This window comes from Pantoea cypripedii (assembly GCF_011395035.1).
Lineage (GTDB): Bacteria > Pseudomonadota > Gammaproteobacteria > Enterobacterales > Enterobacteriaceae > Pantoea > Pantoea cypripedii_A.
Map to the genome: position 1 here is coordinate 1,317,325 of NZ_CP024768.1, position 16,531 is coordinate 1,333,855.

Below are 16,531 nucleotides of genomic sequence, written 5' to 3' on the forward strand. Positions count from 1 at the left end.
ATAAGTTGCGCCGCTACAACCTGGTGCACTCGCTGCCGCTTTCTGGTGCAATCCGGCACCACTTCCCTTGTATCCCCCTGATTCTGCCCGTCACCGCGAGCTGGCACAGCCTTTGCTAGGTTGTATGTACAAGTACAGACCGCGTGGCAATTTAAACGATTTATTCTGTCTGGCTCACAAAAAACTCAAGCCGACAATGATCTGGCGCAGGCTAGCTTGTATATACATGAAATGTCATCTGCGAAAAATCGCCGAGACAGCACACAACGATTATCGACCAGGAGAAGCCGCATGACGCACCGCACCACTGTACGCCGTTTTTGCCTCACGACCCTGTTTTCCAGCCTGTTGCTTTGCGGTGTGACTGCCCAGGCTAAAGAGTGGAAATCGATCACCATTGCCACCGAAGGCAGCTATGAACCCTGGAACCTGACCCTGCCGGGCGGCAAACTGGGTGGTTTTGAACCTGAGCTGATGGCCGATCTGTGCAAACGCATGGGCATTCAGTGCAAGCTGGTGGTGCAGAACTGGGATGGGATGATCGCCGGACTGAATGCCGGAAAATATGATGTGATCATGGATGCCATCGTCATCACGCCGGATCGCAAAAAAGTGGTCAGCTTCACCACGCCGTATGCTTCCACGCCTGCCACCTTTATCACCGTGAAAGATTCACTGCTGCCGCCGGATAGCAAAATCATCAAGCTGCACGATGATGCCAAAGAGATCGAACCGGCGATTGCGCAGCTGAAGGCCGCGCTGAAAGGCAAAACCATCGGTATCGCCTCCGGCACCGTCTACACGCCGTTTATCGATAAATACTTCAAAGATGTCGCCGATGTGCGTGAGTACACCACGTCTGCCGACGCGATCCTCGATTTGCAGGCCGGTCGTATCGATGCGGTATTTGATGATGTTACCTTCGCGCAATCGATGCTGGCTCGTAAAGAGAACAGCAACCTGACCTTCAGCGGTCCGCAGCTTGGCGGCCCGATCTGGGGTGAAGGGGAGGCGCTGGGCGTACGCATGGCCGATAGCGATCTGAAAGCCAAACTCGACGCTGCCATTCAGGCTGCGCTGGCTGACGGCACGGTGAAAACCCTGAGTGAGAAGTGGTTTAAAACAGACGTAACCCCGTAAGTGAGGTCAACCATGATGAGCCTGCTGAGTTTTGGTGCAGACGGCTGGGGCCGCTTGATCCTGAGCGCCACGTTAACCACGTTGCTGCTATCGCTGGCGGCATTGATGATCGGCGCGCTGGTCGGCGCGGGTGTGGCGGCGGCTAAACTCTCCACGCAGCGCTGGCTGCGCTGGCTGGGAGAAGCCTATTCCACCGTGTTTCGTGGCATCCCGGAACTGCTGGTGATCTACCTGTTCTACTTCGGTGGATCCGGGTTGATCACCCTCGTCGGTCAGATGTTCGGTGCGGACGGTTTTATTGAAGCGCCGCCGTTTCTGATTGGTGCACTGGCTATCGGGCTTATCTCGGGTTCTTACCAGGGGGAAGTGTATCGGGCGGCGCGGCTGGCGCTGGCGAAAGGGGAGATCGAAGCCGCCGTTGCCATCGGCATGCCGCGTTGGCGCATCGCTCAACGCATTCTGCTGCCGCAGGTGGTGCGCTATGCGCTGCCCGGCATGTCGAATGTCTGGCAGATGAGCCTGAAGGACTCGGCGCTGGTGTCCGTCACCGGCATCGTCGAACTGATGCGCGCCAGCCAGGTGGCCGCAGGATCGACCCGTGACTACTTCACCTTCTATATGGTGGGCGGTGCCTGTTACCTGGTGCTGACCCTGCTTTCCAACCATGCATTTCGTCGCGCGGAATCACGCCTCGGGCGTGCCTGGCAAAGTCGCACTGCGGCACAGCATTAAGGAGCAGCGTGATGATCGATTTTGCCTTTCTTACTGACACCTTTCTCAAGCTGAGCGCCGCGCTGCCGGTTACGCTCGGCCTGTTTATCAGTTCATTCCTGTGCGGCGGGGTGCTGGCGCTGGGGATTCTGACGCTGCGTATGAGTCGCTGGCGGCTGCTGAGCGGTTTTGCGCGCGGTTACATTCTGGTGTTTCGCGGCTCACCGCTGCTGATTCAGCTGTTCCTGATCTACTACGGGCTTGGCCAGTTTGGCGTGATTCGCCACAGTTTTGTCTGGCCGTTCCTGCGTGAACCCTTTACCTGCGCAGTGCTGGCGCTGTCGCTGTGTACCGCCGCCTACACCGCCGAGATCCTGCGCGGTGCGCTGCTGGCGGTGCCGCCGGGCCAGGTGGAAGCCGGGCTGGCCTGTGGCATGTCACGCAGCCTGTTACTGCGCCGCATTATCGCGCCCATCATGCTGCGCTATGCCTTACCGGCGTACTCCACCGAAGCGATATTGCTGGTGAAATCCACCGCGCTCGCCAGTCTGGTGACGGTGTGGGATGTCACCGGCGTGGCCCAGCAGATTATTCAGCGTACCTACCGCACCATGGAAGTGTTCCTGTGCGCGGCAGCTATCTATCTGATTCTGAACTTTATTATCGTCCAGTTGTATGCGCTGCTTGAGCGCCGTCTGACCCCGGTGCATCGCGTCGAAAAAAAGCCGTTGCCCGCCGTTAAACCGATTGCCGGAGAGTGATATGCACGACTTACCCCCGATTACCTTATCCGCCACCGACATCCATAAATCCTTTGGGGCGATGGAGGTGCTGAAAGGCATCAATTTACAGGCACGCAAAGGTGACGTGATCTCGATTCTCGGTGCCAGCGGTTCCGGTAAAAGTACGCTGTTGCGCTGCATCAATCTGCTGGAAACGCCGGATGCCGGTGTGGTCAGCGTGGGCGGTGAAACCATCGAGATGAAGCGCCATGCCCACGGGCATCAGCTGGCGGCCAACCCGAAACAGATTGAACGCCTGCGTTCGCGGCTCGGCATGGTGTTCCAGAGTTTCAACCTTTGGTCGCATATGACGGTGCTACAGAACGTGATTGAAGGGCCGCATTATGTCCTGAAGCGCGATAAAAAAAGCTGCATTGCCCAGGCGGAGCAGCTGCTGGACCGGGTAGGTCTGCTGAATCGCAAAGATTTTTATCCGGCGCAGTTGTCGGGTGGTCAGCAACAGCGCGTCGCCATTGCCCGCGCGCTGGCGATGGACCCGGAAGTGATGCTGTTTGATGAACCGACCTCCGCGCTCGATCCAGAGCTGGTGGGGGAGGTGCTGAAGGTGATGCGCAGCCTGGCGGAAGAGGGGCGTACCATGCTGGTGGTCACCCACGAAATGGGGTTTGCCCGCAACGTATCAAACCGCGTGGTGTTTATGCATCAGGGCACCATTGATTGTGAAGGCTCGCCGGAAGCGATGTTTGGTGAGCAAGGCTCGCTGCGCTTTAAACAATTTATCTCCAGCCATCAACGCGCGGAGCAACCGGCATGAGCGGAACGGTTTCCTGGGGCGACAACCCCCTCAGCTGGCAGGATGTGGTACAGGTGGCGCGTCACGGCGCTGAACTCACCCTGAGCGCCAGCGCCTGGCAGCGTATCGCGCGCGGACGTGAAATTGTCGATGAGATTGTCACCAGCGGCCATATCGCCTACGGCATCAACACCGGTCTGGGCGCCTTGTGCAACATCACTCTGGCGGAAGAACAACTCAGCCAGCTCTCGCGCAATACGGTGCTGAGCCATGCCTGTGGTGTGGGGCCGCTGCTGCCAGCCGATGAAGTGCGCGCCATTATCTGTGCCGCAATTGCTAACTATAGCCACGGTAAATCCGGTGTATCGGTGGCGCTGGTGCAGCAACTGCTGGCGCTGCTGAATCAACGTATCATCCCCCAGGTGCCGTCGCAGGGATCGGTCGGTTATCTCACCCATATGGCGCATATCGGCCTGGCGCTGATTGGTGTCGGTGAAGTGACGTATCAGCAGCAAACGATGCCTGCTGAACAGGCGCTGGCGCTGGCCGGTCTGACACCGTTTCGGCCAGGAGCAAAAGAAGGTCTGAGTCTGGTGAACGGCACCCCGTGCATGACCGGGATGGCCGCGCTGGCACTGGACGATGCGGCACGCCTGCTGGATTGCGCGGATATGACCGGGGCGATGAGTTTTGAAGCCTTGCGCGGGCAACTGGCCGCGTTCGATGCGGAGATCATCGCGCTGAAAGCCAGCCCGGGGATGCAGCGCAGCGGCGAGCGGCTGCGCCAGCTACTGAGCGATAGCCCGTTGTTGCAGAGCAGCCTTGGCGTGCGCACCCAGGACGCCCTCAGCCTGCGTTCGATGCCGCAGGTACACGGTGCCTGCCGGGATCAGTTCGAACATGCGCAGCGCCAGGTAAATACCGAACTTAACGCCTGCACTGATAATCCACTGGTACTCGGCACGCCGGAGAACTGGCGCGTGGTGTCACAGGCCAATCCCCATGGTGAATCCGTCGCCATGGCCTGCGATTTGCTGGCGATTGCTATGGCGGAGCTGGGCAGCATTGCCGAGCGTCGGCTGGATCGACTGGTCAATCCATTGGTCAGCGGGTTACCGGCGTTTCTGGTGGCGCAGCCGGGGGTGAATTCCGGCATGATGATCGCGCAATATGTCGCCGCCTCGCTGTGTGCGGAGAACCGCCAGCTGGCGCAACCGGCGGTGCTGGATAACTTTGTCACCTCCGGTTTGCAGGAGGATCATCTCAGCCTGGGCACCGGCGCGGCGCTCAAGCTGCTGAAGCTGGTGGGCAATGTGTGGCAGATTCTGGCGATTGAGTATCTGCTGGCGGCACAGGCGCTGGATTTCCACGGAGAAAATCAGCTGGCGAGCGGCACGACGCAGGCGTTACATCGCCTGCGGGCGGTGGTAGCGAACTGGCAGGAGGACCGCTGGCTGGCACCGGAAATGGCGCGTGCTGTACAGGTCCTCAAAGCGACACGTTTTTAAGCGCGGCGCGCATCCGGCCGCACCAGATCAAAGCGCGACTCTTCACTGATGCCGTAATAGGCCGATGGGCCACCGGCACGCAGGATGGGTTGCGCTTTGGCCGTTTGATAGATGCCGTTCTCCAGCAGGTGTTCATCAATATGAATCGCCACCACTTCACCCAGCACCAGCCAGCTCTCCAGCTCGCTGCCGTGCACATCCTGCAGGCGGATCAGCTGCGTCAGGCGGCACTCGAAATTGACCGGGCTGTCCGCCACCATGCTGACCTTCACTTGCGAAGCCGGGATCGGGGTTAACCCCGCCAGCGCGAACTCGTCCTGTTCCGGTGGTAGCGAGGCGGAGCTTTCGTTCATCGCTTCCGCCAGTGGCCGGGTGGCCAGGTTCCAGACAAACTCTTTGCTCTCACTGATATTTTGCACGCTGTCTTTCCAGCCGCTGCTGGCGAAACCAATAATTGGCGGATGATAGTTAAAGCAGTTAAAAAAGCTGTAAGGCGCAAGGTTGCGCAGGCCGCTGGCGCTTTGCGAACTGATCCAGCCAATCGGACGCGGGCCGACGATGGCATTGAGGGGATCGTGCGGCAAACCGTGACCGGCACGCGGTTGATAAGAATAGCGTTGACGCGTCATAACCTTTCCTGGCGTGGCTGACATAAAGAAAAACGCGCAATGAATAATGGCACGCATGTGTAGCGGCGCGATTTATCGCGCAATAAATTGCGCCGCTACAGAATTTGACAGCGTAACGCAAAATCAGCAGAGATTTTCTTTTTTGTCTGGTACGGGGTATCTTACGCCGCGTTATTTATCGGAGATTCTATGAACAAGCCAGCCGCCAACCCCTTTCATCCACGCAATCGGCATCAGGGCCGTTATGATTTTGCTGCCCTTACCGCAGCGCATCCGCCGCTGGCGGCCAAAGTGCGCCCAAACGGTTATGGCGAGCTTTCGGTGGATTTCGCCGATCCGCAGGCGGTGATGTTGCTCAATCAGGCGCTGCTGAAGCTGTTCTACAACCTGAACTGGCAACTGCCGGAAGGCTATCTGACGCCGCCGGTGCCGGGGCGAGCGGATTATATCCATGCGCTGGCGGATTTGCTGGCCACCGATAATGGCGGCGTGATCCCACGCGATGTGGATGTGATGGATATTGGCTGCGGTGCCAACTGCATCTATCCGCTGATTGGTCACGCGGAATACGGCTGGCGCTTTACCGGCACCGAGATCACGGCGGAAGCGATCACGGCGGCTAACCATATCGTCGCCAGTAATCCGGGCTTGCAGCGCGGCATTCGTCTGCGTCGGCAGAAGCAGGCCGAGGCAATTTTCGCCGGTGTGGTGCACAAGAATGAACGCTACCAGGCGGTGCTGTGCAATCCGCCGTTCCATGCGTCGGCAGAAGAGGCGGCAGCGGGCAGCCAGCGTAAAGTGCGCAACCTCGGTTTAAAGAAAAATACGCCGCTTAACTTCGGTGGTCAGCATAACGAACTGTGGTGCGATGGCGGCGAACGTCGGTTTATTGGTCGGATGATCGAGGAAAGCGTGGCTTTTGCCGACCATATTGTGTGGTTCACCTCGCTGGTTTCGCGCAAGGAAAACCTGCCTGCGTTGCGCGACCAGCTGCGTGATGCCGATGCGTATGAGGTCCGTATCATCGAGATGGCGCAGGGCCAGAAACAGAGTCGTTTCCTGGCCTGGACCTTCCTGCCGCCAGCCTCACGCGCCCAGCGGCTGAAACGCTAAACTTACGGCGTCGGTGGCAGAGCCGGGAAGCTGGCGGCGGATGCCACGTCGCTGCCGGTTTGCATCACCTCCACCGTCTGATGCGGCGCTTTAATCCCCGCCGCTTCAAAATGTTTTTTCACTTTGTCGTCCAGTGCAAACCTCACCGACCACTGCTTCAGGGGCTGGGTGGTGAAGGAGACACGGACGGTAAAGGATTGGCTGGTCAGCCCGACCAGCCCGGCAAAGCTCGGCTCGCCAATCACCATGCCGCGAATTTCCGGATTTTCCAGCAGCTCCTGCACTGCCGCCTGCAAGGTGGCGTTTACTCTCGCCGTGTCTTCGCTGCGATCGACATCATAGTTGGCAACAAACGAGCCGATACCGCGCACAAAGTTGGCGAAGGTGGTGATGGATGACCACGGAATAATATTCAGCGCACCGGTATCCTGACGCACCCCGACTGATCGAATCGACATCCGTTCCACCGTGCCGGTGATGCTGCCAATGGTCACCAGATCGCCGGTATTCATACCGTTCTCAAACTGGATAAAGATGCCGGTGATGATGTCTTTGACCAGCGTTTGCGAACCAAACGACACCGCCAGCCCCAGCGCCCCGGCTCCGGCCAGCAGCGGGGCGATATTCACGCCCACTTCGGACAGTAAAATCATGATGGTGATGGTGCTGATCACCACCGCCAGCGCATTGCGGAACAGCGTCAGCAGCGTGCGGGTACGGGCGCTGGGCATCGGGCGGCCATGAGAATCGGATGCCAGGCGGCTTTCAATCAGGCTGGCGAGCAGCGTCCAGCCAATGGCGGATAGCAGCACGATCATCACGATGCGGATCATCACATCGACCATCTTCTGTCCGGCACCAAATGTCAGCCAGTGCCAGAGGTCAAACAGGTTCCATGCATTGAGCAGCATCAGTAGCGTGGCAAACACGGTGATCACGCGCGCCAGTTTCAGCAGCGCCTTCACCCAATCGTTCACGCGTTTTTGCAGTTCAGGATAGTTACGCCGCATATCCGGTGACAGGGTCAGCGTTTTGCCGATCCAGCGCGTCAGCATGCCGGAAATCAGCGCGGCGATACCGATGATCGCCAGGCTGCGTACCGTGGCGGACATCATAAACTTCAGACTGTCGCCGGGATTGAAAATGGAGAACAGGAACAGTGCGATAAAATAAGCGCTCGCCAGCCAGTGCCATACCATGCCAAAGGCGCGGATAAACAGCGCGAAGAAGCTCAGGCTGCGGTCAGCCAGGCGTGATAATTCTTCATGGATATTGCGCTTGTTACGAAAAATCAGCCACAGCGCCCACACCGTCATGATGCCCATCACCAGCACGTTAACCAGCGCGGCGACCTGCATATTCACCTGATTGGACACAATCGGTACCACCACCAGCAAGCCGTAGCCAATGGTGCCGCTCAGCCAGCTCAGGCGGGTGTTCCAGTAGCTGGCGCGTGCATCGGACAAATGAAAAAACCGCAGGGCAGGGAAGCGCGGGCAAAAAATCAGGCGCAGCACCGCTTTGAAAAACTCAATTAGCGCAAAAGCGTTCAGGAACAGGCCCTGCTGATAGGCGATGGTGCGATTATCGCCGTGGTAATTGTCACTGATGATCTGGCCGAGAAACAGCGTCAACGCCAGCAGCAGTAAATCCATGATAAAGGCCAGCACAATGGTGGCGGGCAGATGCAGCCATTTGCTGCGTTCCAGATTGTGGTTGCGGCCCCAGCGTCCCATGCGTTGCCAGATCGGCCCCATCAGGCGGCGTGCCAGCCAGTAAAAGGCAAACACCGCAGCGGCCAGACCGGCAAAGTGTTTCAGGGCGTTGAGGAAGGTTTGCTGGTTGAATGCCTTGTGTGGCGCGTTAGCAATGCTGTCGTGCAGCCGGACAAACTGCGATGCGACGGCACCGCCGTATTCGCGGGTGACGCTGGTGACACTCTCCAGCACCGTGGGGTCTTGCGCGTCTGCCTGCGGCGGGGCCAGCACCGGTTCCTGGTTGGTGGCGGTGCTGGTGGAGGCCTGGCGCAGCTGATCAATCAGCTCCTGACGCGAGTCGTTATTTTCCAGAATGTTAGCCAGCGCCGCATAAGCAGCTTTTTTCTCTTCCAGGGTGGGGGCTTTGTCGGTGGTCGTGGCTGGCGGCGGTGATTGTTGAGCGGCAACGGCGGCCTGTGGCAGGGTGACGGCCTGGGAAGCCGGGATCAGCAACAGGAAAATAACACACAGGCTCCAGCGAATGGCACGATGCCATAGTGGGCTGGCAAACGACATGGCTTTCTCCTTGGGCTTAGCACAAGGGAAAAGTATAGACAGCGAGGGAGGGAGAAGAGTCTGAAAGGGTCCAGGTGCGCATGAATGCGCACCCTACGGTGTAGGGTCGGCATTAATGCCGACCTGGGATTTAAGAAACGTGTTGTAAAAACTCGCGCAGACGATCGCTCGGCGGGTTGGTGATCAACGCGTCCGGGTCACCATCTTGGGCGATGGTGCCTTTGTCGATGAAGATCAGGCGCGATGCCACTTTCTGGGCGAAGCCGACTTCGTGCGTCACGATCACCATGGTCATGCCTTCTTCGGCCAGATCCTGCATCACTTTCAGCACTTCATGACGCAGTTCCGGGTCGAGTGCTGAAGTTGGCTCATCAAACAGCATCATTTTCGGCTTCACCGCCAGCGCACGGGCAATGGCGACGCGCTGCTGCTGGCCCCCGGACAGTTCAGACGGGAAGTGATGTGCACGTTCAGCAAGACCGACTTTGCCCAGCAGTTCACGCGCCAGTTTTTGCGCGTCTTCTTTCTTCGCACCGCGCACGCGGATGGGACCAAAGGCCACGTTATCCAGGGCGCTCATTTGCGGGAACAGGTGGAACTGCTGGAACACCATACCGGCTTCCTGACGAATCAGGCGTTCGTCGACTTTCGGGTCATTAACCTTCATGCCGTCAACGATCAGATCACCGGTGGTGATCTCTTCCAGCTTGTTAATGCAACGCAGCAGCGTCGATTTACCGGAACCCGAAGGGCCGATAATCACCACCACTTCACCCTGATTAATCTTCAGGTTGATGTCGTGCAGTACCTGCGTCTGGCCGAAGTTTTTAGAGACGTTTTTAAATTCAATCACAGGATTTTCACCCTTTTCTCAATACGGCGCAGCACAAAGCTCAACACCAGCGTAATAATCAGATAGATAACGGCAACGGCGCTCCAGATCTCCAGTGCGCGGAAGTTACCGGCAATGATCTCCTGGCCCTGACGCGTCAGTTCGGCCACGCCAATGACGATAAACAACGAAGTGTCTTTGATGCTGACAATCCACTGGTTACCCAGCGGCGGCAGCATACGGCGCAGCGCCAGCGGCATGATCACATAGCGCAGCGTTTCGCGGCGCGACAGACCCAGCGCCAGACCAGCTTCACGGAAGCCTTTGTTGATCGACAGCACCGCACCACGGGTAATTTCCGCGATATAGGCACCCGAGTTGATCATGATGGTCACCACCGCGGCAGTGAACGGATCAATACGTAAATCCGGGAAAGCCATCGGCAGGGCGAAGTAGATAAACATCACCTGCACCACAATCGGCGTGCCACGAATTAATTCAATGAAAACCAGTGCGATGTTGTTAGCGATCCAGCCGCCGTAAGCGCGGGCGAAACCGGCAACCAGGCCGATAATCAAACCGCCGACCAGGCCGAGGACCGAAATAATCAGGGTCATTTTGGCGCCTTCCAGCAAAATCGGAATGGCAGGCCAAATGACGCTCCAGTCAAACTCCATGGTGGAACTCCAGAATCTGTTGCGATGGAAAAAGCAGGGCGGAATCAGCCCTGCTTCAAAGATAAAAGTAGAACAAAATGCGAATTATTTAGGTTCGCTGCCGAACCATTTTTTATAGATGGTGTTGTAAGTGCCGTTTTCACGCAGGGTTTTCAGCGCGCCGTTCACTTTTTCACGCAGGTCGTCGCTGCCTTTCGGGAAAGCGATGCCGTACTGCTGAGCTTCGATAGATTCGCCAACCGCTTTGAAGCGGCCTTTGCCCGCAGTGTGGATGAAGTACAGGATGTTCGGCGTATCGTGCAGCACAGCGTCAGCACGGTTGGTGCCTAACTCCATGTAGGCGTTGTCGATGTTCGGGAACTGACGCAGATCTTTTGATTTGATATGCGCTTTCGCGTAATCAACAGAACCGGTACCGCTTTTCACTGCCACGACTTTGCCGTTCAGATCATCGATACTTTTGATGTTGTTTTCGTTTTCACGCACCATCACCAGCAGACCACTCTTGTAGTAGCCGTCTGAGAATTCAATCGCTTTCTTACGCTCGTCAGTAATGGTGATACCGGCCAGCGCCAGATCCACGTTACGGGTTTGCAGTGCCGGGATGATGCCGCTGAAATCCATTGGCTTCAGGGTGTAATCCAGTTTCAGCTCTTTAGCGATAGCTGCCCACAGATCGATATCAAAGCCGACGTACTGGTCGCCCTGCTTAAATTCGAACGGAACGAAAGCGGTGTCAGTGGCGACAACCAGTTTTTTGTCTGCTGCGGTGGATGAAAGGGAGAAGGCCAGCGCCAGGGCTGCCACGGAGACTTTAATCAGTGACTTCATCATTTTTCCTTATTACCTTCCAGACCAGCTGGCCTGATTTGCGGCTAATCATATGAAAAAACTATGCCAACTTTTCATTTGTCGCGAAATCAGCAGGTTGCAAAGCATTGCTGACACGATTTTGCTTGTATAGAAGAATTTGCACCAATATGAAGCACCAAAATAGTGCGCGGTGCTGTTGTGGTGCAGATCTCAGTTTGCACCAGAGCGCAGGGCAGGGAAAGCAGGGATGAAGAAATTGTTAACGGTGTCAAAAAAAGCACCAGGATGTTACACAGGCATAAAAAAAGGCGGGAAAACCCGCCTTGTTAGGAATTTGCTGATTATTCAATATTGGATTCGATAAACCACAGGAACTTATCGAGATCACGCGACGCAGCGGTGAAAATATCCGCGCTGTCTTCGTCACTCACTTCGCTGATCGCCTTACGCACGTCATTAGCAACGATGGCATAACGATCGGCCAGCGCTTTTAGGTGATCCTGCACGCTGTGAATGTTGAGCGGGTAGCTTTTCAGCGGTGTCTTGTCATTGACGACCTGAGAGGTGCCCAGGGCCACGCCACCCAGCTGTACCACACGTTCAGCAATAGTGTCCTGATGATCAGTAATCGCGGTACGGAAGCCATCCAGCATTTCATGCACCGCAATAAAGTTCGCTCCGCGCATGTTCCAGTGCGCCTGTTTGGTGATCAGCGACAGGTCAATAAACTCCACGACCAGACGGTTGAGAACCTCAATGGTGGCTTTCTTCTCACTATCAGCCACGTCGTTGCGGGTGTAAATCAGATCGGAAGATTTTGTTTTAACCAGTTTTGCGGTACTCATCATTAAAGTCCTCTCGTTGATGGGTTGTCCTAATCAAGTACGGGAATAAGTATAGCAGCACTTTTCTGCCATGCAGGATTGATTCAGTCAATATCAGGAATAGGTAAACACAAATTGATCATCGGCAACGGATTAAATGCCGATGGAGAGAGGGGGCCGGGAAATTTAATATTATCAGTAAGATAAAATATGACTGTTAATTTTCATTCATCAATGTTGCAAAATAATAACAGAATGGTCGAAGCAACAATTAAAATTGATAATGAGAACGTTTTATATATTCAGCTGACCCATCGGCCAGCTGAATATAGCGTGGATTACTGTGGCGGATTTAAATCGATTTTATTAATTTGTGCCGCTTTTTGTTTCATGGTCAGGGTGGAACCGGCAGACGCGACAATGATCGCCAGCAGAGCAACCCACTGTTTTAGCGTCAGCAATTCGCCGAGGAACAACATGCCGGATAACGCCGCCATGGCCGGTTCCAGACTCATCAGCGTACCAAAAATGCGGGCGGGGAGGCGTGTTAACGCCATCATCTCCAGCGAATAGGGAATGGCGCTGGAAAGCAGGGCAATCACCAGCGCCAGCGGTAAAATTTCCCAATGCCAGATGCCGCTATGGGCAAAGGTCAATCCGAGCGGGACAAAGATGATGGAAGCGATCAGCGAACCCATCGCCACCGTGGCCGGACCATGCTCAGCCCCGGCGCGTTGTCCTGCCAGAATATAAACAGCCCAGCAGGCACCGGCACCTACCGCCAGCAAGGCACCGAGCGGATCAATATGGCTTATCCCGGTGCCAATCGGCAGCAGAAACCACAGGCCGGTTACCGCCAGCAGCACCCAGAGGAAATCCAGCGGGCGACGTGAGCCGAGCAGTGCCAGCGTCAGCGGGCCGGTAAATTCCAGGCCAACCGCCACGCCAAGTGGCACGGTGCGGATCGAGAGATAAAAAAGATAATTCATACAACCGAGCGCCAGGCCATACATCAGCAATGGCATGCGCTGCTCACGCGTGAAGCGTAAACGCCAGGGTTTAAAGATGGCGCAGAGGATTAGGGTGCCAAGCCCGAGACGCAGCGCGGTGATACCCGGCGCACCAACGGTGGGAAACAGCGATTTAGCCAGTGATGCACCGCCTTGCAGCGAAAGCATGGCAATCAGCAACACGGCGATGGGGAAAAACACCGGCGTCAGTTTTTGGGTCGTCAGAGGTGCGGACATCCTGGAATCAATTCCTGTTGTTATTAACATCAAAGTAACAGCCAGCAGTGTAAAGGAATTGAGGGCAAATAAGGAGGCGCACATCAGGTAAAAATAAGCGAAACGGCTGATGAGAAAATAGCCGATTCCAGGGCCGGTTAAGTAAAGAAATGTCAGATTAGTTTAGGAATTTACTTAAAGGTGTAACTGATGGATAGAAAATTCATTGCAAAAAGATGACGCTTTTTATAAGAAAAATGAATGACATAGGAAACTTCATTAACTTTCTGTTACACCAAACAATCTGTTAGACAACAAAATAGCGGCAGAGTTTCGCGCTATTTTTTGTTATATTTTCAGCGTTGTCAGGAGAGAAGTTTTATCACATTTGAGGTGGTTATGAAAAAAATTGCATGTCTTTCAGCACTGGCTTGTGTACTGGCAGTATCCGCAGGTTCTGCCATGGCTCAGAGCACCGTTACCGGTGGTTACGCTCAGAGCGATATGCAGGGTGTTGCCAACAAAGCTAACGGCTTCAACCTGAAATACCGTTACGAAGATGGTACTAACCCGCTGGGTTGGATCGGTTCTTTCACCTACACCGAGAAAGATCGTACTGACGCTGGCGTGTACAATAAAGGCCAGTACTACGGTATCACCGGTGGTCCTGCTTACCGTCTGAACGACTGGGCGAGCATCTACGGTGTTGTCGGTATCGGTTACGGCAAATTCCAGTCTAACGGTGTTGACCGTCAGAAATCTGACACCAGCGACGTAGGTTTCTCTTACGGTGCCGGTATGCAGTTCAACCCGATTCAGAACGTTGCACTGGACGTGGGCTACGAGCAGAGCCGCATCCGCAGCGTCGACGTGGGCACCTGGATTGCTGGCGTAGGTTACAGCTTCTAAGTTTTTGCTTAGACCAGAGTTGCAAACGAAAACGGCCCCAAGGGGCCGTTTTTTTATGCATAAAAAAACAGCGCGATAAATCGCGCCGCTTCAGAATGTATGTCAATGAGGGCGCTTAACCGCGCCAGATCAGGTTCGGGCAGGGGCGTTCGGCAATTTTTTTGCCGGTGAGCTTTTCGATCAGCATCAGACGCAGCGCAAACGGTGAGCGGCTCAACAGGCACAGCAGTGACTTCAGCTCGAAAGCTGATGCGCTTTTTTCCGCCTGGAAGCATTTGCCACAGTCGAGGCAGCTTTTCATGGTGGTCATGTTCACCTCCCGATTATTGACGACGTAACAGTAAGCACAGCCCCGCGATGAACAGCAGGAAAAGGAGCAACAGCAAATAAGGTTCATGCATTTTTTGCCTCCTTTGTGAGCATTGCTGCTTACATTATCATCGAATATAGCATCGGCTATACCCTTTAGCCAATGCTATTTAGGAAAATTTTGTGCTTATTTGTGCCTGGTTTACAATGAGCGCAGCCAGCCCGTACCGCAGTTCTGGTACGGCAAATAATAAAGAGGAAGCTGAATGAGTCGTCGTGCCAAGAGCGCCATCACCCCGCAACAGGGACCGCTTAAAGATATTGAGGAGCATGTCGAAGGATTTCGTCAGGTGCGCGAAGCGCATCGTCGTGAATTAATTGATGACTACGTTGAGTTAATCTCTGATTTAATTCGTGAATTTGGCGAAGCTCGCCAGGTTGATATGGCCGCCCGTCTTGGCGTCTCGCAACCTACGGTGGCGAAAATGCTGAAACGTCTCGGCAGTGCTGGCCTGGTGGAGCAGGTGCCGTATCGTGGTGTTTTCCTGACGCGTGAAGGCGAAAAACTGGCAGAAGAGAGCCGTGCGCGTCATCACATTGTGGAAACTTTCCTGTTGGCGCTGGGTATCAGCCCGGAAACGGCGCGTCGTGATTCGGAAGGTATTGAACATCATGTCAGTGATGAAACCCTCGCCGTTTTCCAGAAATTCTATGAAAGTCGCTAACTTTTTTTAAGGCCTTCCGCCATCATGCCCATCGTGCTTCGCTCTTTAATGCGTGATCGCATTTTGCATTTGCTGTTGTTACTGGGTGTGATGTTGCTGCCACTGGCGGATTTCCGCTGGCAGCAGTTACCCGGTGCCGTTGACTGGCATACCATCATGACGCTCACCGGGTTATTGATGCTGACCAAAGGCCTGGAAAACAGCGGTTATTTTGATGTGCTGGGTGCGCGCCTGATTCAGCGCTTCTCCCATGAGCGTGCGCTGGCGCTGTTTATGGTGTGTGCTGCCGCGCTGCTCTCGACCTTTCTCACCAATGATGTCGCGCTGTTTATTCTGGTGCCGCTGACGCTGACTTTACGTAAGTTCTCCCGCCTGCCGATTTCGCGTCTGATCATCTTCGAAGCACTGGCGGTGAATGCCGGATCGCTGTTGACTCCGGTGGGCAATCCGCAAAATATTTTGCTGTGGAGCCACGGTACGCTGAGCGTATCGGGGTTTATTCTGCAGATGCTGCCGCTTGCGGCCTGGCTGATGCTGACGCTGATGGCACTGACATGGTGGAGTTTTTCCGCGCGTACTATCCAGAAGCATGCCCAGACTGAGGCGCATCAGTGGCAAAAGCCGCTGTTTATTCTCAGCGTGGTGTTGTATCTGCTGTTTGTGGTGGCGCTGGAACTTAAGCTCACCGGTTGGGCATTGCTGCTGGTGGCAGGATGTTTTCTGTTGCTGGCACGTCAGGTGCTGGTCAGCATTGACTGGAGTCTGCTGCTGGTATTTGTCGCCATGTTTATCGACGTCTTTTTGTTGATGCATCTGCCGTGGTTACAACCGCATTTCGCCGCCATTGGTCAGCTGGGTGATGGCGGGTTATACCTGCTGGCGATTGGTCTGTCGCAAATCATCAGCAATGTCCCCTCAACCATTCTGCTGTTGCAAAAAGTGCCACCCACTGAAGTGCTGGCCTGGGCGGTCAATATCGGTGGCTTTGGTCTGTTGCCCGGTTCGCTGGCGAATCTGATTGCGCTGCGTATGGCGCAGGATCGCCGCGTCTGGTGGCGCTTCCATCTGTTTTCATTGCCGATGCTGGCGTGGTCGATGCTGAGCGGCTGGCTATTGCTGCAGTGGCTGCGCTAACCAGCGAATTCTCTCCTCATAGCGCGGTGAGCCGTCGCATATTCAGTATGTTATCGCGCATTTTTGCCGAAAATGCGCGCTTTCGCCGTTTTGTAAAGAAATACTGGAATTTGTCAATTTCTTATCTAAGGTTAAGTTGACCGTTTACGCCCGGGGATCGGGGCCAGGATTA

At 55.3% G+C, this 16,531-nt stretch carries 17 protein-coding genes; 9 read left to right on the forward strand and 8 right to left on the reverse strand.

Annotated elements, in window-relative coordinates; genetic code table 11:
* Positions 1-291 precede the first annotated feature (291 nt).
* The 5 genes from CUN67_RS06105 to hutH are packed head-to-tail and all read left to right on the forward strand — an operon-like array spanning position 292 to position 4,895.
* Positions 292-1,140 (forward strand): transporter substrate-binding domain-containing protein, encoded by an 849-nt coding sequence (locus tag CUN67_RS06105; RefSeq protein WP_084873625.1) that lies wholly within the window; start codon positions 292-294, stop codon positions 1,138-1,140.
* 12 nt (positions 1,141-1,152) lie between these two features.
* The gene (locus CUN67_RS06110; protein ID WP_208714437.1) at positions 1,153-1,872 is read left to right on the forward strand and encodes an ABC transporter permease; all 720 of its coding nucleotides are present in this window, start codon (positions 1,153-1,155) and stop codon (positions 1,870-1,872) included.
* 11 nt (positions 1,873-1,883) lie between these two features.
* On the forward strand, positions 1,884-2,612 hold the full coding sequence (locus CUN67_RS06115; RefSeq protein WP_208714438.1) for an ABC transporter permease: 729 nt from the start codon (positions 1,884-1,886) through the stop codon (positions 2,610-2,612).
* Between the two features lies 1 nt (position 2,613).
* Positions 2,614-3,408, forward strand: coding sequence for an ABC transporter ATP-binding protein (locus CUN67_RS06120; protein WP_084873628.1), 795 nt, complete (start codon positions 2,614-2,616; stop codon positions 3,406-3,408).
* The gene (gene hutH / locus CUN67_RS06125; RefSeq protein ID WP_208714439.1) at positions 3,405-4,895 is read left to right on the forward strand and encodes a histidine ammonia-lyase; all 1,491 of its coding nucleotides are present in this window, start codon (positions 3,405-3,407) and stop codon (positions 4,893-4,895) included. Before CUN67_RS06120 ends, hutH begins: the two co-directional genes overlap by 4 nt.
* Here hutH and CUN67_RS06130 read toward each other — a convergent pair.
* Positions 4,892-5,524 (reverse strand): flavin reductase family protein, encoded by a 633-nt coding sequence (locus CUN67_RS06130; RefSeq protein WP_208714440.1) that lies wholly within the window; start codon positions 5,522-5,524, stop codon positions 4,892-4,894. The two genes, hutH and CUN67_RS06130, sit on opposite strands and share 4 nt — an antisense overlap.
* A 189-nt stretch (positions 5,525-5,713) precedes the next feature.
* Between CUN67_RS06130 and rlmF the strand changes: the two genes are divergently transcribed.
* The gene (gene rlmF / locus CUN67_RS06135; protein WP_208714441.1) at positions 5,714-6,637 is read left to right on the forward strand and encodes a 23S rRNA (adenine(1618)-N(6))-methyltransferase RlmF; all 924 of its coding nucleotides are present in this window, start codon (positions 5,714-5,716) and stop codon (positions 6,635-6,637) included.
* Positions 6,638-6,639: 2 nt separating this feature from the next.
* Here rlmF and ybiO read toward each other — a convergent pair whose 3' ends face one another.
* The 6 genes from ybiO to rhtA all read right to left on the reverse strand — a co-directional run bounded on the left by ybiO (position 6,640) and on the right by rhtA (position 13,303).
* Positions 6,640-8,910: a mechanosensitive channel protein gene (ybiO, locus tag CUN67_RS06140; protein WP_208714442.1), complete on the reverse strand. Its 2,271-nt coding sequence runs from the start codon at positions 8,908-8,910 to the stop codon at positions 6,640-6,642.
* Between the two features lie 130 nt (positions 8,911-9,040).
* Positions 9,041-9,763: a glutamine ABC transporter ATP-binding protein GlnQ gene (glnQ, locus tag CUN67_RS06145; protein ID WP_208714443.1), complete on the reverse strand. Its 723-nt coding sequence runs from the start codon at positions 9,761-9,763 to the stop codon at positions 9,041-9,043.
* Entirely contained in the window at positions 9,760-10,419 is a 660-nt protein-coding gene (glnP, locus tag CUN67_RS06150; RefSeq protein ID WP_208714444.1) for a glutamine ABC transporter permease GlnP, read from the reverse strand. The genes glnQ and glnP overlap by 4 nt, the downstream gene beginning before the upstream one ends.
* Positions 10,420-10,503: 84 nt before the next feature.
* A complete protein-coding gene (gene glnH, locus CUN67_RS06155) occupies positions 10,504-11,250 on the reverse strand; it encodes a glutamine ABC transporter substrate-binding protein GlnH (RefSeq protein ID WP_084873635.1) in 747 nt (248 codons plus the stop codon).
* A gap of 323 nt (positions 11,251-11,573) precedes the next feature.
* Positions 11,574-12,077, reverse strand: a complete 504-nt coding sequence (gene dps / locus CUN67_RS06160; protein ID WP_208717083.1) for a DNA starvation/stationary phase protection protein Dps — start codon at positions 12,075-12,077, stop codon at positions 11,574-11,576.
* A gap of 317 nt (positions 12,078-12,394) precedes the next feature.
* A complete protein-coding gene (gene rhtA / locus CUN67_RS06165; RefSeq protein WP_208714445.1) occupies positions 12,395-13,303 on the reverse strand; it encodes a threonine/homoserine exporter RhtA in 909 nt (302 codons plus the stop codon).
* A 378-nt stretch (positions 13,304-13,681) separates the two neighbouring features.
* Between rhtA and ompX the strand changes: the two genes are divergently transcribed.
* Entirely contained in the window at positions 13,682-14,191 is a 510-nt protein-coding gene (ompX, locus tag CUN67_RS06170; protein WP_208714446.1) for an outer membrane protein OmpX, read from the forward strand.
* Positions 14,192-14,306: 115 nt separating this feature from the next.
* Here the strand turns inward: ompX and CUN67_RS06175 are convergent, their stop codons facing one another.
* Positions 14,307-14,501, reverse strand: coding sequence for a hypothetical protein (locus tag CUN67_RS06175; protein ID WP_208714447.1), 195 nt, complete (start codon positions 14,499-14,501; stop codon positions 14,307-14,309).
* Positions 14,502-14,766: 265 nt separating this feature from the next.
* Here CUN67_RS06175 and mntR point away from each other — a divergent pair, with 265 nt between their 5' ends.
* Positions 14,767-15,225, forward strand: coding sequence for a manganese-binding transcriptional regulator MntR (mntR, locus tag CUN67_RS06180; RefSeq protein WP_208714448.1), 459 nt, complete (start codon positions 14,767-14,769; stop codon positions 15,223-15,225).
* 24 nt (positions 15,226-15,249) lie between these two features.
* Positions 15,250-16,359, forward strand: a complete 1,110-nt coding sequence (locus CUN67_RS06185; protein ID WP_208714449.1) for an SLC13 family permease — start codon at positions 15,250-15,252, stop codon at positions 16,357-16,359.
* Positions 16,360-16,531: the final 172 nt, after the last annotated feature.